General features: G+C 30.0%; 15 protein-coding genes. 9 read left to right on the top strand and 6 right to left on the bottom strand.

Annotated features, from left to right (window positions below):
- Positions 1 to 40: 40 nt before the first annotated feature.
- The 4 genes from IEW75_RS06375 to IEW75_RS06360 all read left to right on the top strand — a co-directional run bounded on the left by IEW75_RS06375 (position 41) and on the right by IEW75_RS06360 (position 7,701).
- Positions 41 to 1,735 carry a tetratricopeptide repeat protein gene (locus IEW75_RS06375; RefSeq protein ID WP_134247892.1) on the top strand — a complete coding sequence of 565 codons (1,695 nt, stop codon included), beginning with the start codon at positions 41 to 43 and terminating at the stop codon, positions 1,733 to 1,735.
- Positions 1,736 to 2,001: 266 nt separating this feature from the next.
- The gene (locus IEW75_RS06370) at positions 2,002 to 5,109 is read left to right on the top strand and encodes a SusC/RagA family TonB-linked outer membrane protein (RefSeq protein ID WP_134247891.1); all 3,108 of its coding nucleotides are present in this window, start codon (positions 2,002 to 2,004) and stop codon (positions 5,107 to 5,109) included.
- A gap of 17 nt (positions 5,110 to 5,126) precedes the next feature.
- Complete coding sequence (locus IEW75_RS06365) at positions 5,127 to 6,674, top strand: RagB/SusD family nutrient uptake outer membrane protein (protein WP_229714408.1); 1,548 nt, start codon at positions 5,127 to 5,129, stop codon at positions 6,672 to 6,674.
- Positions 6,675 to 7,512: 838 nt separating this feature from the next.
- Positions 7,513 to 7,701 carry a hypothetical protein gene (locus tag IEW75_RS06360; protein ID WP_134247890.1) on the top strand — a complete coding sequence of 63 codons (189 nt, stop codon included), beginning with the start codon at positions 7,513 to 7,515 and terminating at the stop codon, positions 7,699 to 7,701.
- A 63-nt stretch (positions 7,702 to 7,764) separates the two neighbouring features.
- Here the strand turns inward: IEW75_RS06360 and IEW75_RS06355 are convergent, their stop codons facing one another.
- The 3 genes from IEW75_RS06355 to IEW75_RS06345 form a co-directional block, all read right to left on the bottom strand.
- Positions 7,765 to 8,613 carry a C-GCAxxG-C-C family (seleno)protein gene (locus IEW75_RS06355; RefSeq protein WP_134247889.1) on the bottom strand — a complete coding sequence of 283 codons (849 nt, stop codon included), beginning with the start codon at positions 8,611 to 8,613 and terminating at the stop codon, positions 7,765 to 7,767.
- Between the two features lie 55 nt (positions 8,614 to 8,668).
- Entirely contained in the window at positions 8,669 to 9,352 is a 684-nt protein-coding gene (locus IEW75_RS06350) for a DUF6090 family protein (protein ID WP_134247888.1), read from the bottom strand.
- 405 nt (positions 9,353 to 9,757) lie between these two features.
- Positions 9,758 to 10,720: an NAD-dependent epimerase/dehydratase family protein gene (locus tag IEW75_RS06345; RefSeq protein WP_134247887.1), complete on the bottom strand. Its 963-nt coding sequence runs from the start codon at positions 10,718 to 10,720 to the stop codon at positions 9,758 to 9,760.
- A gap of 169 nt (positions 10,721 to 10,889) precedes the next feature.
- Here IEW75_RS06345 and IEW75_RS06340 point away from each other — a divergent pair, with 169 nt between their 5' ends.
- Positions 10,890 to 11,351 (top strand): Lrp/AsnC family transcriptional regulator, encoded by a 462-nt coding sequence (locus tag IEW75_RS06340; protein ID WP_134247886.1) that lies wholly within the window; start codon positions 10,890 to 10,892, stop codon positions 11,349 to 11,351.
- Positions 11,352 to 11,666: 315 nt separating this feature from the next.
- On the opposite strand, the gene IEW75_RS06335 is transcribed toward IEW75_RS06340, so the two are convergent.
- Both IEW75_RS06335 and glyA read right to left on the bottom strand, forming a co-directional pair.
- Positions 11,667 to 12,377: a peroxiredoxin gene (locus IEW75_RS06335; protein ID WP_134247885.1), complete on the bottom strand. Its 711-nt coding sequence runs from the start codon at positions 12,375 to 12,377 to the stop codon at positions 11,667 to 11,669.
- Between the two features lie 192 nt (positions 12,378 to 12,569).
- Complete coding sequence (gene glyA / locus IEW75_RS06330; protein ID WP_134247884.1) at positions 12,570 to 13,844, bottom strand: serine hydroxymethyltransferase; 1,275 nt, start codon at positions 13,842 to 13,844, stop codon at positions 12,570 to 12,572.
- A 120-nt stretch (positions 13,845 to 13,964) separates the two neighbouring features.
- Here glyA and fahA point away from each other — a divergent pair, with 120 nt between their 5' ends.
- Positions 13,965 to 15,266 (top strand): fumarylacetoacetase, encoded by a 1,302-nt coding sequence (gene fahA / locus IEW75_RS06325; RefSeq protein ID WP_134247883.1) that lies wholly within the window; start codon positions 13,965 to 13,967, stop codon positions 15,264 to 15,266.
- On the opposite strand, the gene ytxJ is transcribed toward fahA, so the two are convergent.
- Complete coding sequence (ytxJ, locus tag IEW75_RS06320; protein WP_134247882.1) at positions 15,235 to 15,630, bottom strand: bacillithiol system redox-active protein YtxJ; 396 nt, start codon at positions 15,628 to 15,630, stop codon at positions 15,235 to 15,237. The two genes, fahA and ytxJ, sit on opposite strands and share 32 nt — an antisense overlap.
- A 169-nt stretch (positions 15,631 to 15,799) precedes the next feature.
- Between ytxJ and clpB the strand changes: the two genes are divergently transcribed.
- The 3 genes from clpB (at position 15,800) to IEW75_RS06305 (ending at position 19,622) form a co-directional block, all read left to right on the top strand.
- Positions 15,800 to 18,391, top strand: a complete 2,592-nt coding sequence (gene clpB / locus IEW75_RS06315; protein WP_134247881.1) for an ATP-dependent chaperone ClpB — start codon at positions 15,800 to 15,802, stop codon at positions 18,389 to 18,391.
- 159 nt (positions 18,392 to 18,550) lie between these two features.
- A complete protein-coding gene (locus IEW75_RS06310) occupies positions 18,551 to 19,054 on the top strand; it encodes a SixA phosphatase family protein (RefSeq protein ID WP_134247880.1) in 504 nt (167 codons plus the stop codon).
- A 121-nt stretch (positions 19,055 to 19,175) separates the two neighbouring features.
- A complete protein-coding gene (locus IEW75_RS06305) occupies positions 19,176 to 19,622 on the top strand; it encodes a hypothetical protein (protein ID WP_134247879.1) in 447 nt (148 codons plus the stop codon).
- Positions 19,623 to 19,632: the final 10 nt, after the last annotated feature.

Below are 19,632 nucleotides of genomic sequence, written 5' to 3'. Positions count from 1 at the left end.
ATAAAAACGTAATTCTTTATAATTACTAAATTAATGATCAATGAGAAAATTTAATAAACTAATTTTTTTTATTCTTGTATTTGTAAGTTCTACTATTTATTCTCAAATAAATATTTGGGATGAGAATCCGAGTGATTCTCAAAAAGAATTGGATAGTTTACTAGCAATTTTGCCTTACTCAACAGGTGAAGATAAAATACCCTTACTAAATCGAGTTGCAGAAATTTATTGGTCAATAAATCCTAATAAAACTATTGAATATGCAAACGAAGCTTTAAAACTATCACAAAAATTAAAGGATAAAAGTCAAGAAGGATTGGCACTTATAAATCTTTGTCAAGGTTATTTGTTCAACGATTCTTACAATAAGGCCTTGGAGTTTGGGTTAAAATCGTTAGAAATTAGAAAAAATATTGAGAATGATTATGATTTAGCCTTTACATTACGTACACTCGGATGGTTATATTTTGATATTGGGTATTTTGATAAAGCGCTGGAATACCATACAGAAACATTAAAATTACACGAAAAAATAGGTGACAAACAGCGAATTGCATATAGTTATAATAGTATAGGGGTGATTCATGAGCAAAAAGGAAACTACAAATTGGCGTTGTCTTTTTTGAAAAAATCTTTAGAATTAAAAAAAGAATTTAAAAATAAAAATAGGACGGCTGTAACCTTAACAAATATAGGGGTCTGCTATCGCAAAATTAATGAACTCGATTCTGCCAAGACATTTCTAGAATCTTCTTTAAAAATTACAAATCAAATCAAAAACAATCATAATAAGGCTAATATTTTAAATGAGCTTTCAATGGTAAATTTAATGCTTAAAAATTATGATAAATGCTATTTACTTTTAAAAGAATCTAGATTGATAACGGAAGGGTTAACAGACAATAAGGAGTTGATAGTTGAGAATGATAGAATTATGTCTGATTACTTTTTAGCAATCGGAAATTATAAAGAAGCACTTTCTAAATATAAAATGTATAATTTAGGAAAATCAGAAATTTTTTCGAATAATAAAAGTGAAAAATTAGCTGAAATGAGAATTTTATATGAGGCGGAACGAAGAAAATCAGAGATTAAATTATTAGAACAGCAAAGAAACCTAGAAGCACAAAAAAAGAAATCGTTATTAGTTGGTGCTATATTATTAGTAGTTATAGGTATTCTTGTTATTACTTCACTTAGAAACAATATAAAAAAGAAAAAAGCTATTTACCAACAAAACGATAGACTATCAAAAGAAAAATTAAAAACACAAGCACTTCTTCAAGAAAACCTTGAGCACAAGTTAGAATTCCGTATGAAAGAGCTCACAAATTTAGCATTGTTTATATCTCAAAGAACATCTATATATGGAGATCTAACAAAATCCTTTAAAAGCTTAACTTTTACAAGTATAAATCAAACAAAAAAAGATATTACTAAACTTATACAAGAGTATGCTTTTAAGCTTAATATTAATGAAGATATTCAAAAATTCCATACAAGTGTAGAAACTTTACAAAGTGATTTTTTATTTCGCATTAAAGAAAAATATCCTCACCTAACTGATAAGGATGTTCAGCTGGCAGTTCAGGTTAAGCTTAAACTAAGCTCTAAAGAAATATCGAATATTAATAACATTTCTTTAAATTCAGTAGAAATTAGCAGACATCGCTTAAGAAAAAAACTGAATTTAGATAAAAAAGAAAATTTAGTTAGTTTCCTAGAAAATATTTAAGTTATTTATATACACTTTACCATACAATTAATAAAGGGCTAAGTAATTCTTTGCGCCTTAAAATTAAAAATGAAATTTCTTTTCTCTTTATAAAATCATTTCTTTTTTTGATATCAAACATTCCTTAAAAAATAAAAAAGCAGACACTATGTAAAGGTCAAGTAAAGTCCATTTATATGGGTTTATTAAATAATAATACAATATTTGACAGTATAAACTTAATGTCAAAATTTAAGGCATTTGTTAACTAACAAATCTATTTTAAAATGAAAAAACAACAATCAAAAAATCAAAACAAATCTTTTAGTGGTCTGTTTTTATTGCTTTTTGTGTTTGTAACGTTTGGGTTTACTTCCAATTCTTTTTCTCAAAGCATTAAAGTAAACGGTACGATTACAGATACTAAAGGAATTCCATTTCCTGGAGCAACAGTTACTATTAAAAGTAATCAATCCATTGGTGTACAATCTGACTTTGATGGAAACTATTCTATTGAAGTCCCAAACGAACAAACAGTATTGGTTTATAGCTATTTAGGCTTTTTAACCAAAGAGATTACAGTAGGAAATCAAAAAACTATAAATGTTACTTTACAAGAAAGTGCAGAAAGTTTAGACGAAGTTGTTGTTATTGGCTATGGAACTCAGAAAAAGAGTGATGTAACTGGTGCAATTGGACAAGTAAAAGCGAGTGAATTAACACAAGTTGTAACATCTGACCCAATGAGTGCTTTACAAGGTAGAGTTTCTGGAGTTACTGTAACTTCATCTTCAGGTAGTCCAGGTTCTGCATCAGATATTATGATTAGAGGAATTGGGAGTTTTGGAAACAATCAACCTTTGTATATTATTGATGGTGTACAAGCAGATCCTTCTTTTATGGATTCAAACAACATTGCCTCTATAGAAGTTTTAAAAGATGCTGCTTCTGGTGCAATTTATGGTACAAGGGCTGCTAATGGAGTTGTAATTGTTACTACCAAAACAGGAAAACTAGGAAAACCAAGAATTGATATTGAATCATCTTATAGCAGCAATACATCTAGAAATGAAATGGATTTGTTGGATGCACAAGGTTACGTAAAAGTTCATGGTCAAATGTTTGAAAATGCAGGAGGTACTTTACCTCTTTATGTGCAAAATCCACCTGCTGTAAATACAGATTGGATTGATGAAACGCATAGAAGTGGGCAGTTATCATTGCTAAATGTAAGAGTGAGTGGTGCAACAGATAACATTAATTATAGTGTTTCAGGAAATTTTGCCGACGAAATTGGATTGTTAATTGGGTCGGATTATACAAAAAAAGGGATTAGTGCTAATTTGGGTATTAAAAAAGGTAAATTAAAAATTAATACCAATTTAAATTATACTGAGACAAATAAAGAGACTTATAAGTTTTCATTGCGAGAAACATATAATATTTCTCCATTAATTCCAGTATATGATAACACGAAAGAATATGGTTTTGGCTTTAGAGATGGCGATTTGCCTGATCACCGTAATCCGGTTGGAGACGCTGCTTTTCTTCAAGGAAATACCAATTTGAAATATTTTTTAGGAAATATAACATTTGGATATGAAATTATTGAAGGATTAAATGTAAAAGCTAATTTTTCCATGTCAAATTTGGCTAATTATAACTATAGTTTTCACACACCCTTCCAAGTTAGAGATGTTACAGAAGAGTCTGATGAATACGCTTTTGTGTCGGAATACAATAATGAGTTCAGAAGATTAAATCAAGAATATACTGCAAATTATAAATTTGAATTAAATAAAAACTCATTTGATGTTTTGGTGGGATATCAACGAGTATCTGAGCCTTTTAAAGAAACTTACGCACAAGGTGAAGGGTATAAATTAGATGAAGATGGAAATAAAGTTCCTGCTATTATTTTAGATGATAGTTTTAATACTCTAAATGCTTTTGCTGATGGAACGTATGCTGCCAGTGGTACAAATGCCGAATATAGTTTGGTTTCTTACTTTGGAAGAATAAACTATTCTTATGATGAAAAATATTTATTTCAAGCGAGTGTTCGTAGAGATGGTAGCTCAAAATTTGGTAAAAATAACAGATATGGAGTATTTCCTTCATTTGCATTGGGATGGAAAATTACCGATGAAAAATTTATGGAAAACCAAACTATCTTTGATTTCTTAAAATTAAGAACAAGTTGGGGGCAGGCAGGAAATGATAGTGCTTTAGGATATTATGATTATGTTGCTCTAATTAGTCAGGGAAAAAGTCAGAATGATGGAGGTTATGTATTTGGAAATCCTCAAACGTCTTCATTAGGAAGTATTGCAAGAGATTTACAAAATGATGATTTACAATGGGAAACAAACATTTCTTCTAACTACGGATTGGATTTCGCGTTATTAGACAGAAAGTTGTCGGGTGCAATGAATTATTATAAAAGTAGTACAGAAGATTTATTAATAACCAAAGTGGTTTCGCCTTCAGCGGGGATTAACAGTCCGGTTGTAAATGTAGGTGCATTTGAAAATAAAGGATTTGAATTTGAACTTGGTTATAAAAATAATGATAACGAGTTTCATTATAATGCTTTTGCAACTTTTACAACCATAAATAGTGAAGTTACTAAATTAAGTAGTGAAGATCAGGTATTGTATGGCGTTGGCTTAAAATATGGTTCGGACCATTTTGTGAATCAAACGAAAGTAGGACATGAGCCAGGAGCATTCTTTTTACCAACTGCAGATGGAATTTTTCAAAATCAGACTGAAATTGATGCGCATAGTTTAAATGGTGAATTAATTCAACCAGAAGCTGCACCGGGAGATATCCGATTTGTGGATCAAAATAATGATGGTATTATTAATAATGATGACGCTACCTACCAAGGAACAGCAATACCAAAATATGAGTATAGTTTAAGTTTAAATTCAGATTATAAAGGATTTGATTTCAATTTATTTTTTCAAGGTGTTGGTGGAAATAAAATTTACAATGGAAATGATTTTGAAATGTTAGGAATGGATAGTGGTAGAAATTTTAAAACCGAAACATTAAATGCTTGGACTCCTACTAATACCAATACTGATATACCAAGAGCTGTTCTTGGTGATCCGAATCAAAATACCAGAGCTTCAACTAGATTCTTAGAAGATGGTGGTTATTTCCGAATTAAAACAATACAACTAGGATATAGTATAAATAAAGAAACGCTTGAAAGTCTTCAGGTGTCAAAATGTAGAGTTTATTTAACTGGACAAAACTTATTTACGTTTACAAATTACAGTGGTTTAGATCCAGAGGTTGGAGGAAGTATTTTATCAAGAGGTATTGATAGAAGTCTTTATCCAAAATACAAATCAGTCATTCTTGGCGTACAACTTCAATTTTAACTTTAAAAATTTAGAAAATGAAATATATAAATAAAATATGTATGATAGCATTTACTATGCTAGCATTAGTATCTTGTAACGATGATGAATTTTTAGAGCAATCATCACCAGATCAATTAACCTCAGAAAGCTTTTGGAGAAATGCAGAAGATGCAAGATCTGGACTAACTGCTGCTTATGCAGAATTAGAATCAAGAAGTAATTTTTGGGACGGCTGGCAAGAAGGAAGGCCAGTAGTTGAATACTTTAGATCTGATTATGCAATGCCCGGACCAGATGCAACAAACTATGGACATTGGATGTCTATTTTTAATTTTACGTATACAAACGGTCATACTTTTGTAGATGTTTTATGGACTACTAATTATAAAGGTTTAAATTTTGCAAATCAAGTAATTTCAAAAGTTGGTGCTATGACCAGTGAACAAATATCAGATGCAGAAAAAAAACAAATTATTGGTGAAGCTACTTTTTTAAGAGCATATTACCATTTTAAATTGTTAACACTTTTTGAACAAATTATTTTGAGAACAGATATTATTTCGCAAGAAACGTTGGATAAAGAGTTAGCAGGTAGACCAGAATCTTGGACTGCAATAATTAATGATTTTAAAACTGCTGCTGAAATGCTTCCTCCAACAAATAACGCTGAAAATTTAGGTAGAGCTAGTAAAGGTGCTGCATTGGCTTATTTGGGTAAAGCTTATTTATACAAAGCAGGAGATAGTTCATCTTCTGAAAGTAGTGATTTTGAAAATGCCGCCGACACGTTTAAACAGATTGTTGACGATGGCGTTGGGAATTACTCCTTAGAACCTAATTTTTTAAGTCTTTTTAATGGTGAGAATGAAAATAACTCCGAATCTATTTTTGAATTACAATTTAAAAGTGGAGATGCAACTTCATGGAATGCTACCGCACTCCATTTCTTTGTAGGTGATTGGTCTGTTGGCGGATGGGGAGGAATTGAAGCTTCAATGGCTGCTGTAAATGAAATGAAAAAAGAAGGGATGATTGCCACCAATGGTTTGTATGACAATAGATTGTACGGTTCACTTTATTTTAAAGACTCTTTTTATAACGATACCAATACCAACCAAATGCAAGGGTATACTTGGGATGTATTAATGAATGATACTTATGGAGATACACATGACAATCATGTATATTTTAGAAAATGGCTGCCAAATTATGTTTGGAATAATGGATACGTAGGAGTAAACGTTGTGTTAATGCGTTATGCTGATGTGTTATTAATGTATGCCGAAGCGTTAAATGAAAATGGTAATACACTAAAGGCAATAGATTTAATAAACCAAGTAAGAAATACTCATGGTTTAATGCCTAATTTAACCGTAAGTTCTCAGTCGGATGTGAAAGCACAAATAATTCATGAAAGAACAATGGAATTAACACTGGAATCTACTCGATTTTTTGACTTAAGAAGATGGGGTATGTTAGATCAGGCAATGCAGGCTGCTGGTAGAATTGGATTTAGTGCTCCTGAACACTCATATCTTCCAGTTCCGTTATCGGAAATACAAGCAAATTCTAAAATTGATTAAAACAAATATTAAATAGTTTGGTTGAGTTTAATGTAAAAAGACTGTCTGGAAAGACAGTCTTTTTTTATGAATCAATAAATATTTAATAGACTAACCAGGATAAAAAGATTGTATTAGATTTTTAGAATAAAAAATTAAGCGGTGTAATTATATGAGAATTAATTTATAAATCTATATAGTTATTTTAGGACGAGTCAGAAAGTAATTTATATTATACTCATTTAATATTTATGGTAGTTAAATGACTACCTCCTACTCTTTGACATTTCTAAACTACTATAAATAATAGGATATTTGAAACAGGTTTAAATCCTGTCGAGGTTATTTTTACTCACTAAGAATTTTGAATCCATAAGTTTTATTAATTTCAATCTTCCTTTTTTAGAATATATTCTAAAATTAAAGAATTATAATTCATCAAAAATTTATAAAATTTTAGACATTCTTAAGCTCTATTAATATTTACAACTCCTATGACAATAGTTAAAATAATCTTAAAAAGGCTAATTCGGTGTCACTAAAATATCATACCTCCTGAAAGCCTTATTTAATCTCAACAAGTAAAATTTTGGATGGTTCCTCTTTTTCCGCAAAAAGCCCTATAATCTTGTGATTTACAAGGTTTTATTGTTTCAAGACAACCCACACAGTAATAAAACCCTTATTAAGCACTGAATATCAGAATATTACGTAATTTAAAGTTTACAGTTATAATAAATAAACTTTATTAAATATCATTTATCTATAACAAGAGAGAGTATTTTTAAATATCGACAAGACGTAATTTGATTTAATAAAACCCTAACTTTATAGAAAACAACCAATTAAAATATTTATTATGAAGTATCGTGTAAACCGCATAGATGTCAAATCTGACAATATGCAAGAAAAATTAGAGAATTTTATAAATAAAATGGATGGAGATTTAATTTCTATAATTCCAAATGTAAAGCCAGCATTTTTGGTAATTGGGGGTGCAGCAAAAATTGATTATATTTTAGTTGTTGAAAAATTGAAAGTTAAATAAATAAAATACATCCCAAAATTATAAATCGTTAATTCAGAAAAAGTACTACTGGAAAATTATTAATTATGATTTAGCCAGGGTTTCAATCAGTTTACTACAACCACCATTTTTAATAAATTGGGTATGTTCCTCAACAGATTTAAACTGTTGTTGGCATAGATTTTGGCATAACATTTCAGAATTTGTTTCTGTATTGAATACTTTTAAGGCGGCTTTGGCATTCTTATTTTTGAAAGCAGATTTATCAGGGTTTTCCTTTACCCATTTTAAAGAATTCAGCCAAATAGCCGTGCTTAAAGCACCACAGGCATTTCCACTTAAACCCAATCCTCCTGCAAATCCTGCAACAATTATCTGCTCTTCATCAGTTGCTCCCATTTTTTTAGCGACTTCTGTTGCACAGCTTATAGCCTTTTGGGTTTTACTAAAGGTTGCCTCTTGTGATAAACCTTCCTTAGCAGATTGTATTGCTTCTGGCAACCAATTTTCTGCTAAATTAAAACAGGTACTGTTATTCATTCCTTGAAGCATGGTTTTTATCATATATTTGGTCAAGCCAAAAAAACTATCCAGATTACTATGAGTAATGTCACGACAATTAATAGTGTTAGTACGTTTAGAAAAAGATTCCAATAATTTTTGCGTCGCTATTATTGCTAAACGAATGGCTTCATCACTGTTTTGACTTCTACGATAAGCTTCCGCTCCTACCGCTAATGATGCTCCCCAAAGCATACCACATTGATGTCCTTTTAGCATCAAACCACCGGCCATAGGGTCGGTTGCACGTTCTTCACTGGCTTTATTGTATCCAAATTCTCTATTTAGGAGGTAGGCAAATGTTTGAGAGCAAGTTCCTTTTTCTTTAAATACCTTTTTGGCATCGTTTTTAATAAAACTAGAATGTTTCATGTTACTTATTATTTAAATTAAGTTCATTGTCAATCAAATTAATAATCGTTTCTATTTACCGAAGAGCCTTGGTATATGCCAAGTCCTTTCTAATGGTTAAATAAATATTCTCTACAAAATAATTTTGAATTTCTACTTCAAATAATTTTTTGGCTTGAACTGGCTTTTTCGTGTTGTAATTAATCACACCTCGAAGTAATGGAGATAATTCATTTATGATAATTTCCCAATGGATATCTTCTAGATTATTAACGTTTATATAGGTTATTTCCAGCTTCTGTAGTTTGCTCGAAATTTCAGTGTTTTTAAGCAATTTAATATCTCCACTATTTACTAAAGTTTCATAGATGTGTCCACTGCTATGAAAATCGGAATACAACGACAAGCCCATAGCCATTAATGCCAATGAATCTGCCTTGTTAAAATCTTGCTCTTCAATTATTTTATTGGCACGTTGGTAAGTTTTTTTTAAATAATTATTGATTTCTTTTACTTGCGTTAATTCGGCTTTATCTTCAATAACCTGATTTTTAATACTTTGATAAGATGTTACTTCTGCCTTATTTAAAATTTGCTGGTTATTTAAGTTGTTAATCTTAAGAGCTATCAAAATCCCAATGACAACCAAAATAATTTCTCCTAATGCGTACAGAAGATATTTGCTAAACTTACCTGCCTGTCCGGAAGGCAGGGTTTTTGTGAATAATTGATATCTTATTTTTCTAAAGAAATGTATCATTCAAGTAATTTTAAACAATTTATTAAGTTATTAATTACTAAAGCTTTAAGTAATGATAATTATCATATTTCTATTTTTTTATACTTTTCAATCCAAATAATGGACGTAAAAAGGACATCCTTCTTGAAACTAAATTCATATAATAAAAGTCTCTTATTATGTAAGGACATTCTATTTTTGAATAAAAGAAACTGAAAGAAAAGGATTAAAAGTATCATTTTAGGACTTCTTTATTCGCTCTGGAAACAATAAATCTTACCAAAAAAACCCATAAATTTCATGTTTATGGGTTTTTTAATTTTAATGAGTCCTCTTATGTTTTTACATTAAAAATAGCTTTGTTCTAATTTCAATAACTCTTTCCTATTCATTTACTACAATAGATACAATTTTAAGAAATGGATTTTATACAGCTAGATGCTCTTCAGAAAATTTAATTTTTAAATTTTCAATCATATCAATAGTCATTGAATCTATAGTATATTTAGGTTCCCAATTCCAGTCTTTTCTTGCATCAGAATCATCTATACTCATTGGCCAAGAATCAGCAATTTTTTGTCTAAAATCTGGATTGTAAGTTACTTGAAAATCAGGATATACTTTTTGAATTGCTTTTGTTAATTGCGCTGGGTTAAAACTAAAACCTGCTAAATTATATGAAGTACGAATTGTAATTGCTTTTTTTGGAGCATCCATTAAGTCTATTGTTGCTCTTATTACATCTTCCATATAAATCATAGGTAATGTAGTAGAATTACTTAAAAAGCATTCATAATTTTCATTTTTTATAGCTTTATGAAAAATCTCAACTGCATAATCTGTAGTTCCTCCACCTGGCAAAGATTGATAACCAATAACGCCTGGATATCGAATAGAACGCACATCTAAACCATACTTTTCAAAATAATATTTACTCCAATTTTCTCCAGCCACCTTGCTAATTCCGTATACGGTTGAAGGTGTTAAGTTTGAAGATTGAGCAGTATCAATTCTATCAATATTATCGCCAAATACTGCAATAGAACTAGGGAAAAATACTTTTTCTACATTGTGAAGTCTAGAAACTTCTAATATATTAAAAAATGTTTTCATATTAATATCCCAAGTACTTAAAGGATACTTCTCTCCGTTGGCAGATAATATAGCTGCTAAATGATAAATTTGAGTTACTTTATACTTTAATACTATTTCTTTTATAGCATCAAAATCAGTAGCATCAAGCTTTTCAAAAGTTCCCACAAAATTAGGATTATCTCTTAAATCGGTTGCTATTACATTGACTACTCCATGTTTTTCTTGTAATTTCTCAGTTAAAACAGTTCCTAACTGACCACTTGCTCCGGTAATTAATATTGTATTTTGACTCATATTAGGCATATTTTTAAAAGTATAAAATTACACATTTATCCACATTTACAATTAAATAAACTTAAATATCAATTAAAATAAGTATTTTTATCTTTTTTAAAGTATTTAGGATTGATTTTTATCTTAAATAAATACAAAAATATTATAAAAACCGCAATTTTATCTTTTTATGGAACGATTAGATGCAATAGATCTTAAAATTTTACGAATCTTACAAAAGGATTCAAAAAAAACAACAAAAGAAGTTTCCGAATTATTAAACCTTTCAGCATCACCTGTTTACGAGCGAATTAGAAGGTTGGAGAAGAATGGATATATAAGAAAATATGTCGCACTTTTAGATAAAAGACTCGTAAACAAACCTATAACTGCTGTTTGTATGGTTTCCCTAAGGTATCATAATGAAGGATTTATTGAAAAATTTGAAAGGCAAATTAAGGCGCTAAAAGAAGTGCAAGAATGTTACCATATGGCTGGTAAAGTAGATTTTTTCTTAAAAATTAATTTGGGAGATTTAGATGAATATCATGAATTTGTTAGATTAAAATTATCTAAAATTGAAAACATTGGTGTTTTAGAAAGTTATTTTGTTTTAAAAGAAATGTATAGTACAACAGCCTATTATTTTTAAATGTGAAATTTATATAGTGGCTGTCCAAAAAATAAAAATTTACGTCAACCTGAACTTGATTCAGGTTCTCATAATAATGGATATTCAACAAGGTGAGATGCTGAATCAAGTTCAGCATGACGGATGCCAATAAATTAAAATATTTAAAGTAGAATTTTTATAAATTAAACAAAAAAATGAATCACCTACAAAAAAAATGCTGAAATCAAACGTTCATAAATTCCTTACTCTAAAATAAGAAAGAATGAGTAATTGATTTCAGCATAATTATTGTCAACAGTTAATCAAATTAACAATTAGACAATAGTACTATACTTATTTTTTAAGCACTCTTTTTAGTACTATATCTTTATCTAATTTTTTAGTACAAAAATACCAATCTTTACATTCCATATCTTCCTTACCTTGCATTCTATCTTCAGCTGTACCACAAGAGCCTGCAGGGCCAACAATTACATCATCTCCTGGTCTCCAGTCTGCTGGTGTTGCAACTCCAAAAGCATCGGCTGTTTGCAATGCAATAACAACTCTATACAATTCATCAAAATTTCTACCCAAACTTAATGGATAGTAAATTATTGCTCTAATAATTCCTTCTGGGTCAATTACAAACACAGCTCTTACTGCTTTTGTAGAATCTTCGTTTGGTTGAAGCATACCATATTTTTTGGCAACTTCCATAGTAATATCTTCTATTAGAGGGAACTTAACCTCTACGTTTTTCATTCCTTTGTATTCAATTTTATCTTTAATTGAACGTAACCAAGCGATATGACTGTATAAACCGTCTATAGACAATCCAACCAATTTACAGTTAGCATTTAAAAATTTATCTTCCATACTTGCAAAGGTCATAAACTCTGAAGTACACACTGGTGTAAAATCTGCTGGATGACTAAATAATATTACCCAATCTCCCTTATAATCGTTTGGAAAATCAATATCTCCTTGCGTAGTCACCGCTTTAAATTCTGGTGCTTTATCTCCAATTCTTGGCATTCCTGTATATTCTTTTTCTGCTTCCATTTACGTATATTTTAAATTTATTATTTATTATTTTTTAAACTTAATTACTAATCTAAAGACATAAATTTATAACATAAAAGCTGAAATAATTGTAACTTAAATTACCTATTGAAGTTAAAATTAGGTTAAAAAAAGAAGGCTGTTTAAATAGAATTTAAACAGCCTTCTTCAATATTAAGCAATATTTCTATACTACCAAGTAAATATTGGTCTATGAGACATCATTTTATTTACTTTTTCGGCAATATTTTCTAATCTTGTTTCGTCGGTATGGTTTTGGATTACTTCATCAATTAAATCAACAATAGCTTTCATATCATCTTCTTTTAATCCACGTGTTGTAACTGCAGCAGTACCAATTCTAATTCCTGATGTTACAAAAGGAGATTTATCATCAAACGGAACCATATTTTTATTAACTGTAATATCAGCTTTTGTTAATGCGTTTTCAGCATCTTTACCACTAATATCTTTATTTCTTAAATCAATTAACATACAGTGATTATCTGTACCACCTGAAATAATATCATATCCTTTTTCAACAAAAGCATCCGCCATTGCAGAAGCATTTTTCTTAACTTGAATTTGATAATGTAAAAACTCATCTGTTAAAGCTTCTCCAAAAGCAATTGCTTTTGCCGCAATTATGTGCTCTAAAGGTCCTCCTTGATTTCCAGGGAAAACAGCAGAATTTATAAGTGTTGACATTTTTTTAAGACTTCCGTTTTTCAACTTTAACCCAAAAGGATTGTCAAAATCTTTTCCTATCATAATCATTCCTCCTCTTGGTCCACGTAACGTTTTGTGCGTAGTAGTAGTAACAATATGACAATAAGGAATTGGATCGTTTAATATTCCTTTAGCAATTAAACCTGCTGGATGTGAAATATCAGCCATTAGAATAGCACCAACTTCATCGGCAATTACTCTAAACTTTTTAAAATCAATATCTCTAGAATATGCAGAAGCACCAGCAATAATCAATTTTGGCTTGTGTTCTTTAGCTTGTTTCTCTAAATGATTGTAATCTATAGTACCTGATTCTTTATCAACTCCGTAAAAAACTGGATTGTATAATTTACCAGAAAAATTTACAGGAGACCCGTGTGTTAAATGACCTCCGTGAGATAAATCGAAACCTAAAATTGTATCTCCAGGTTTTAAACAAGCAGCATAAACCGCCGTATTCGCTTGTGAACCAGAATGTGGCTGTACATTTACATATTCAGCTCCAAAAAGCTCTTTAGCTCTATCAATTGCTATTTGTTCAATAATATCAACAACCTCACATCCACCATAATAACGTTTATTGGGATATCCTTCCGCATATTTATTTGTCAATATAGAACCTGCAGCCTCCATAACTTGCTCACTTACAAAGTTTTCTGAAGCAATTAATTCTAATCCGTTAGTTTGTCTTACTCTTTCGTCTTCTATTAAATCGAAAATAATTTGGTCACGTTGCATTCGTTTTACTTTTTTAAAAGTTAAATTAATCGCAAAAATAGCAATTTCATTTTTCTTTTAAGCAGAAACATATATATTTGATAAGAAAATTTAATTGAAAAAAAATATAAATTAATTAAAATGGAAATAACTGCTAACAATCAAAACAGAAAATCTTGGCTACCTGTAGTTGAAGGATGTGATTTTCCCATTCAAAATATTCCTTTTGGTGTTTTTATAACAAGAGATGATATTATTACAATTGGGACAAGAATAGGTGAATATGCTATTGATTTGGGCGCATTTCATCAATTAGGATATTTTAATGGGATTCCATTAACCGATGATATTTTTATGCAAGACTCTTTAAACGATTTTATTGCAGATGGTAGAAAAACCTGGCGTTTGGTAAGAAATAGAATTGCAGAAGTGTTCGATAAAGAAAATCCAAATTTACGCGACAACGAAAAGCATAAAGAAATTATAATTTTTGATGTAAATGAAGTTGAAATGTTAATGCCAATTGATGTTGGTGATTATACCGACTTTTATTCAAGTAAAGAACACGCTACCAATGTGGGTACAATGTTTAGAGGAAAAGACAATGCATTAATGCCAAATTGGTTACACATACCTGTTGGGTATCACGGACGTTCTTCATCGGTTGTAGTTTCAGGCACAAACATTAGAAGACCTTACGGACAAACTTTACCAAATGGAGCAACAACACCTGTATTCGGGCCTTCACAAAGGTTAGATATGGAACTTGAAACTGCCTTTATTACAACTTCGGCAAACGACCTAGGAAAACCTATTAATGTTAATGAAGCAGAAGAAAATATTTTTGGAATGGTATTGCTAAACGATTGGAGTGCGCGTGACATTCAAAAATGGGAATATGTACCTTTAGGTCCTTTTTTAAGTAAAAACTTTGCTTCTACCATTTCTCCTTGGATTGTTACTTTAGACGCTTTAGAGCCGTTTAGATGTGAAAGTCCAAAACAAAAAATAGAGCCGTTGCCTTATTTAAAACCATCAAAAACTACCAATAGTTTTGATATTAAATTAGAGGTAACACTAGAAACAGAAAATGGAGATTTAAACACCTTAAGTACTTCTAATTTCAAGTATTTATATTGGACTATGGCGCAACAATTAGCGCATCATACTGTTAATGGTTGTAATGTTAGAGCTGGTGATTTAATGGGGAGTGGAACAATTTCTGGCCCAACTGAAAATAGTTATGGTTCATTATTAGAACTTACCTGGGGAGGAAAAAAACCAATTTCATTAAAAGATGGAACTACACGTACTTTTTTAAACGATGGTGACAACTTAATTTTACGCGGATATTGCGAAAATAAAAAAGGTAGAATTGGTTTTGGAAAATGTACAGGTAAAATTTTACCTCCTATTTCATTAAATCATCTAAAGAAAGATTAGAAATAATATCATAATGTGATTCATGCTTTACCACTACTCCATTTTTTAAATAAATTGCCTGGGGTGATTGATGATAAACATTAAATTCTTGCGAAATTTGGTTAGATAAATTTCTATATTGTATTAAATCTAAATAATAAAAAGCAACAGTTTCTAAAGTAGAATCTGTTGCTTTTTCAAATCTAGAAAGTACCCCACTACTTATTCCGCAGCGTGTACTGTGTTTAAAAATTACAACTAATTTTTCATTTGATAACTCAACAATCTCATTTAATTGAGCAGTTTCTGTTAATGGAATCCACTTAAAATTATGCTTATCATTTGATTCTTTATTTGATTGAAAAATACCACCGAAAATTCCCATTTAATTTTTGTTTTTAGTACCTTTAATAAGGTATTTAAATTACTTTTAAAAATAGACAAATTGTCGCTAACCTCCTCATAAATAAGACAAAATGACCTCTTTTAATCATTAATTTCAATTGGAATATTTTTTGAAGCCACAAATATAGATACAAAAAAACTAAAACGTTATGAACTTTAATAAATTTACAATAAAATCGCAAGAAGCTATCCAAAAAGGACAGCAAATAGCAGCAAGTTACGGACATCAACAAATTGAAAATTCACATATTTTAAAGGCTCTTTTTGAAGTTGATGAAAATGTAACTCCTTTTATTTTTAAAAAATTAGGAATAAATATAGAATTGTTAAAAAGCTTGGTTGATAAAACCATTGAAAGCTATTCTAAAGTTACTGGTGGTGGTGACACTACCCTTTCTAGAAATGCTTCAAAAATGTTAACCACAGCAACTAATGAAGCCAATGATTTAAAAGATGAATTTGTTTCAATAGAACATTTATTATTGGCAATTTTAAATACTAAAGACACTACATCGCAAATTTTAAAAGATCAAGGAATTACAGATAAAGCTATGCACGCTGCAATCGCTGAATTACGTAAAGGAAGTAAAGTAACTTCGCAAAGTGCTGAAGAAACTTACAATTCCTTAAATAAATATGCAAGGAACTTAAATCAGTTGGCAAAAGATGGAAAACTAGATCCGGTTATTGGTAGAGATGAAGAAATAAGAAGAATTCTACAAATTTTATCGCGTAGAACAAAAAACAATCCAATGTTGGTTGGTGAACCTGGAACTGGAAAAACTGCCATTGCAGAAGGTTTAGCGCACAGAATAATTAAAGGAGATATTCCAGAAAATTTAAAAGGAAAGCAAGTTTATTCCTTAGATATGGGTGCACTTATTGCAGGTGCAAAATACAAAGGAGAATTTGAAGAGCGCTTAAAGTCGGTTATTAAAGAAGTTACTTCTGCCGAAGGTGAAATTGTACTTTTTATTGATGAAATTCACACCTTAGTTGGAGCTGGAGGCGGACAAGGAGCTATGGATGCAGCAAATATTTTAAAACCTGCGTTGGCGCGTGGCGAATTGAGAGCCATTGGAGCAACTACTTTAGATGAATATCAAAAATATTTTGAAAAAGATAAAGCTTTAGAACGAAGATTTCAAAAGGTTGTTGTAGATGAGCCTGATACTGAAAGCGCCATTTCAATTTTACGTGGAATTAAAGAAAAGTACGAGAATCATCATAAAGTACAAATAAAAGATGAGGCTATTATTGCTGCGGTAGAACTTTCGCAACGCTATATTTCCAATCGATTTTTACCAGACAAAGCCATTGATTTAATGGATGAGGCTGCTTCAAAATTACGTATGGAAATCAATTCAAAACCAGAAGAATTAGATGTCTTGGATCGGAAAATTATGCAGTTAGAAATTGAGATTGAAGCCATTAAGCGAGAAAAAGATGAAAAGAAATTGGCTTCACTTAAAAAAGAATTAGCTAATTTAAAAGAAGAAAGAAACGAAATTAACGCAAAATGGGTAAGCGAAAAAGAATTGGTAGATAGTGTTCAAACTAGTAAAGAAGCCATTGAAAATTACAAACTAGAAGCTGAGCGAGCCGAACGTGAAGGTGATTATGGTAAAGTTGCAGAAATTCGGTATGGTAAAATAAAAGATGAACAAGAAAGATTAGAAAAACTTCAAAAAGAAATGGCTAAAAATCAAGACTCTGCCTTAATTAAGGAAGAAGTTACAAGAGATGATATTGCTGAAGTTGTTGCAAAATGGACTGGAATTCCTGTTACAAAAATGCTAAAAAGTGATCGTGAAAAGTTATTGCTTTTAGAAGACGAATTACACAAAAGAGTTGTTGGGCAAGAAGAAGCAATTGTTGCTGTTTCAGATGCTGTTAGACGCTCTAGAGCTGGTTTGCAAGACACTAAAAAACCATTGGGTACATTTTTATTTTTAGGAACAACAGGTGTTGGTAAAACAGAACTTGCAAAAGCATTAGCAGTCTACTTATTTGATGATGAAAACTCCTTAACGCGAATAGATATGAGCGAATATCAAGAACGCCACGCTGTTAGCAGATTGGTTGGAGCGCCTCCAGGATATGTTGGTTACGACGAAGGTGGACAATTAACAGAAGCTGTGAGACGCAAACCATATTCCGTTATTTTATTAGATGAGATTGAAAAAGCACATCCAGATACTTTTAATATTTTATTACAAGTTTTAGATGAAGGTCGATTAACTGATAATAAAGGTAGAATTGCCGATTTTAAAAATACCATTATTATTATGACCTCAAATATGGGTTCTCATATTATTCAAGAAAAGTTTGAGAAAATGGACATGAAAAATAGAGATTTGGTAACGGAAGCAACAAAAGTTGAAGTTATTGGATTGTTAAGACAAACCATTCGTCCAGAGTTTCTAAACAGAATTGATGAAATTATAATGTTTACACCATTAAATTTAGATGAAATTCACCAAATAGTGAAGTTGCAATTAAATGGCTTGATAAAAATGTTGAAAGCTCAAGACATTCATATTGAATATACTGAAGACATGGTTGAAACGCTGGCAAATAAAGGGTTTGATCCTCAATTTGGAGCCAGACCTGTAAAAAGAGTGATTCAAAAAGATATCTTAAATCAATTGTCTAAAGAGATTTTATCTGGCAGGGTAACTTCTGATAGTCATATTTTATTAGATGCTTTTGATGATAAAATTGTGTTTAGAAATAAATAAGTTAAATAAAAGAGACATACGAAATTGTTCACCGAGCAGAGCCGAAGTGTTTCTTTCAATATATCATCAAGATAAAAATATTAATAGTTATAAAAACCTACAAGCCTAAAAACTTGTAGGTTTCTTTTTATGTATCTTCGAACTTAAATTAAATTTATTATGAATAAATTACAGTTACTTATAATTACGCTTTTTTGTACGCTTAATTTGCAAGCGCAAGAAATGGAAACAACTACCTATTATTTAATCAGACATGCCGAAAAAGTACGTTCTAATATAAAAATTAAAAACCCTAACCTTAAAGAAAAAGGAGTAAGTAGAGCTATAAAATGGAGTAAAACTTTTGAACATATTAACTTTGATTATATTTTTTCAACAAATTATAAACGTACAATTCAAACAGCTTTACCAACAGCAAAAAGAAAAAATTTAGAAATCCAATTTTATGACCCTAGCGATCTATTTAATGACGAATTTAGAGCTCAAACTAAAGGAAAAACAGTTTTAATTGTTGGTCATAGTAATACAACACCTCAATTTGTAAACAAAATTTTAGAAGTAGAAAAATATCCAGAAATGGACGATCGTAATAATGCGAACCTTTATATTATAACTATTTCAAATAATAATATTTCCGATATACTTTTAAAAATAGCTGATTAAACGTATAATAATTAAACTTCTAATCAAATTATACTATAATTTATACTTATTGATTAATATCATTGTCAATAATTTATTAATAAAATAACTTTAATAATTATTAACAATAAAAAATGATGTCATGAAAAAATTAATCATGTTAATATCAATAATTACATTTTTATTAACAAGTTGCAACACTCAAATTAAACAAGAGAAAGAACTAGTTACTCAGCAAGATACCATTAAACCTATAGAAAAAATGAAGATTATTAAAGAATATGACGATGATGGAAACTTAATAAGTATAGACTCTAGTTACTACTATTTTTATTCAACTATTAAAAATGATACGCTTTTAGAAAAACAGTTCTTTAATAAATTTAAAAATGATTTTAATCCTCAATTTAAATCTATTGATTCATTATTTAAAAATGATTTTTTAATTAAATCTCCATTTAATATGCATGATTTTTATACAGATGATTTTTACTTAAATCAATTCAAATTTCATAACAAGCAAATTGAAAAGATTATTAAAGAAATGGATTCTATTAAAAATAAATTTTATTCTAACCAAAAAATATAATTTATTTTTT

It is taken from the genome of Lutibacter litoralis (genome assembly GCF_014646675.1).
GTDB classification, from domain to species: Bacteria; Bacteroidota; Bacteroidia; order Flavobacteriales; family Flavobacteriaceae; genus Lutibacter; species Lutibacter litoralis.
The sequence above is the reverse complement of the archived record's forward strand: the minus strand, read 5'-3'. Positions and strand labels throughout refer to the sequence as shown.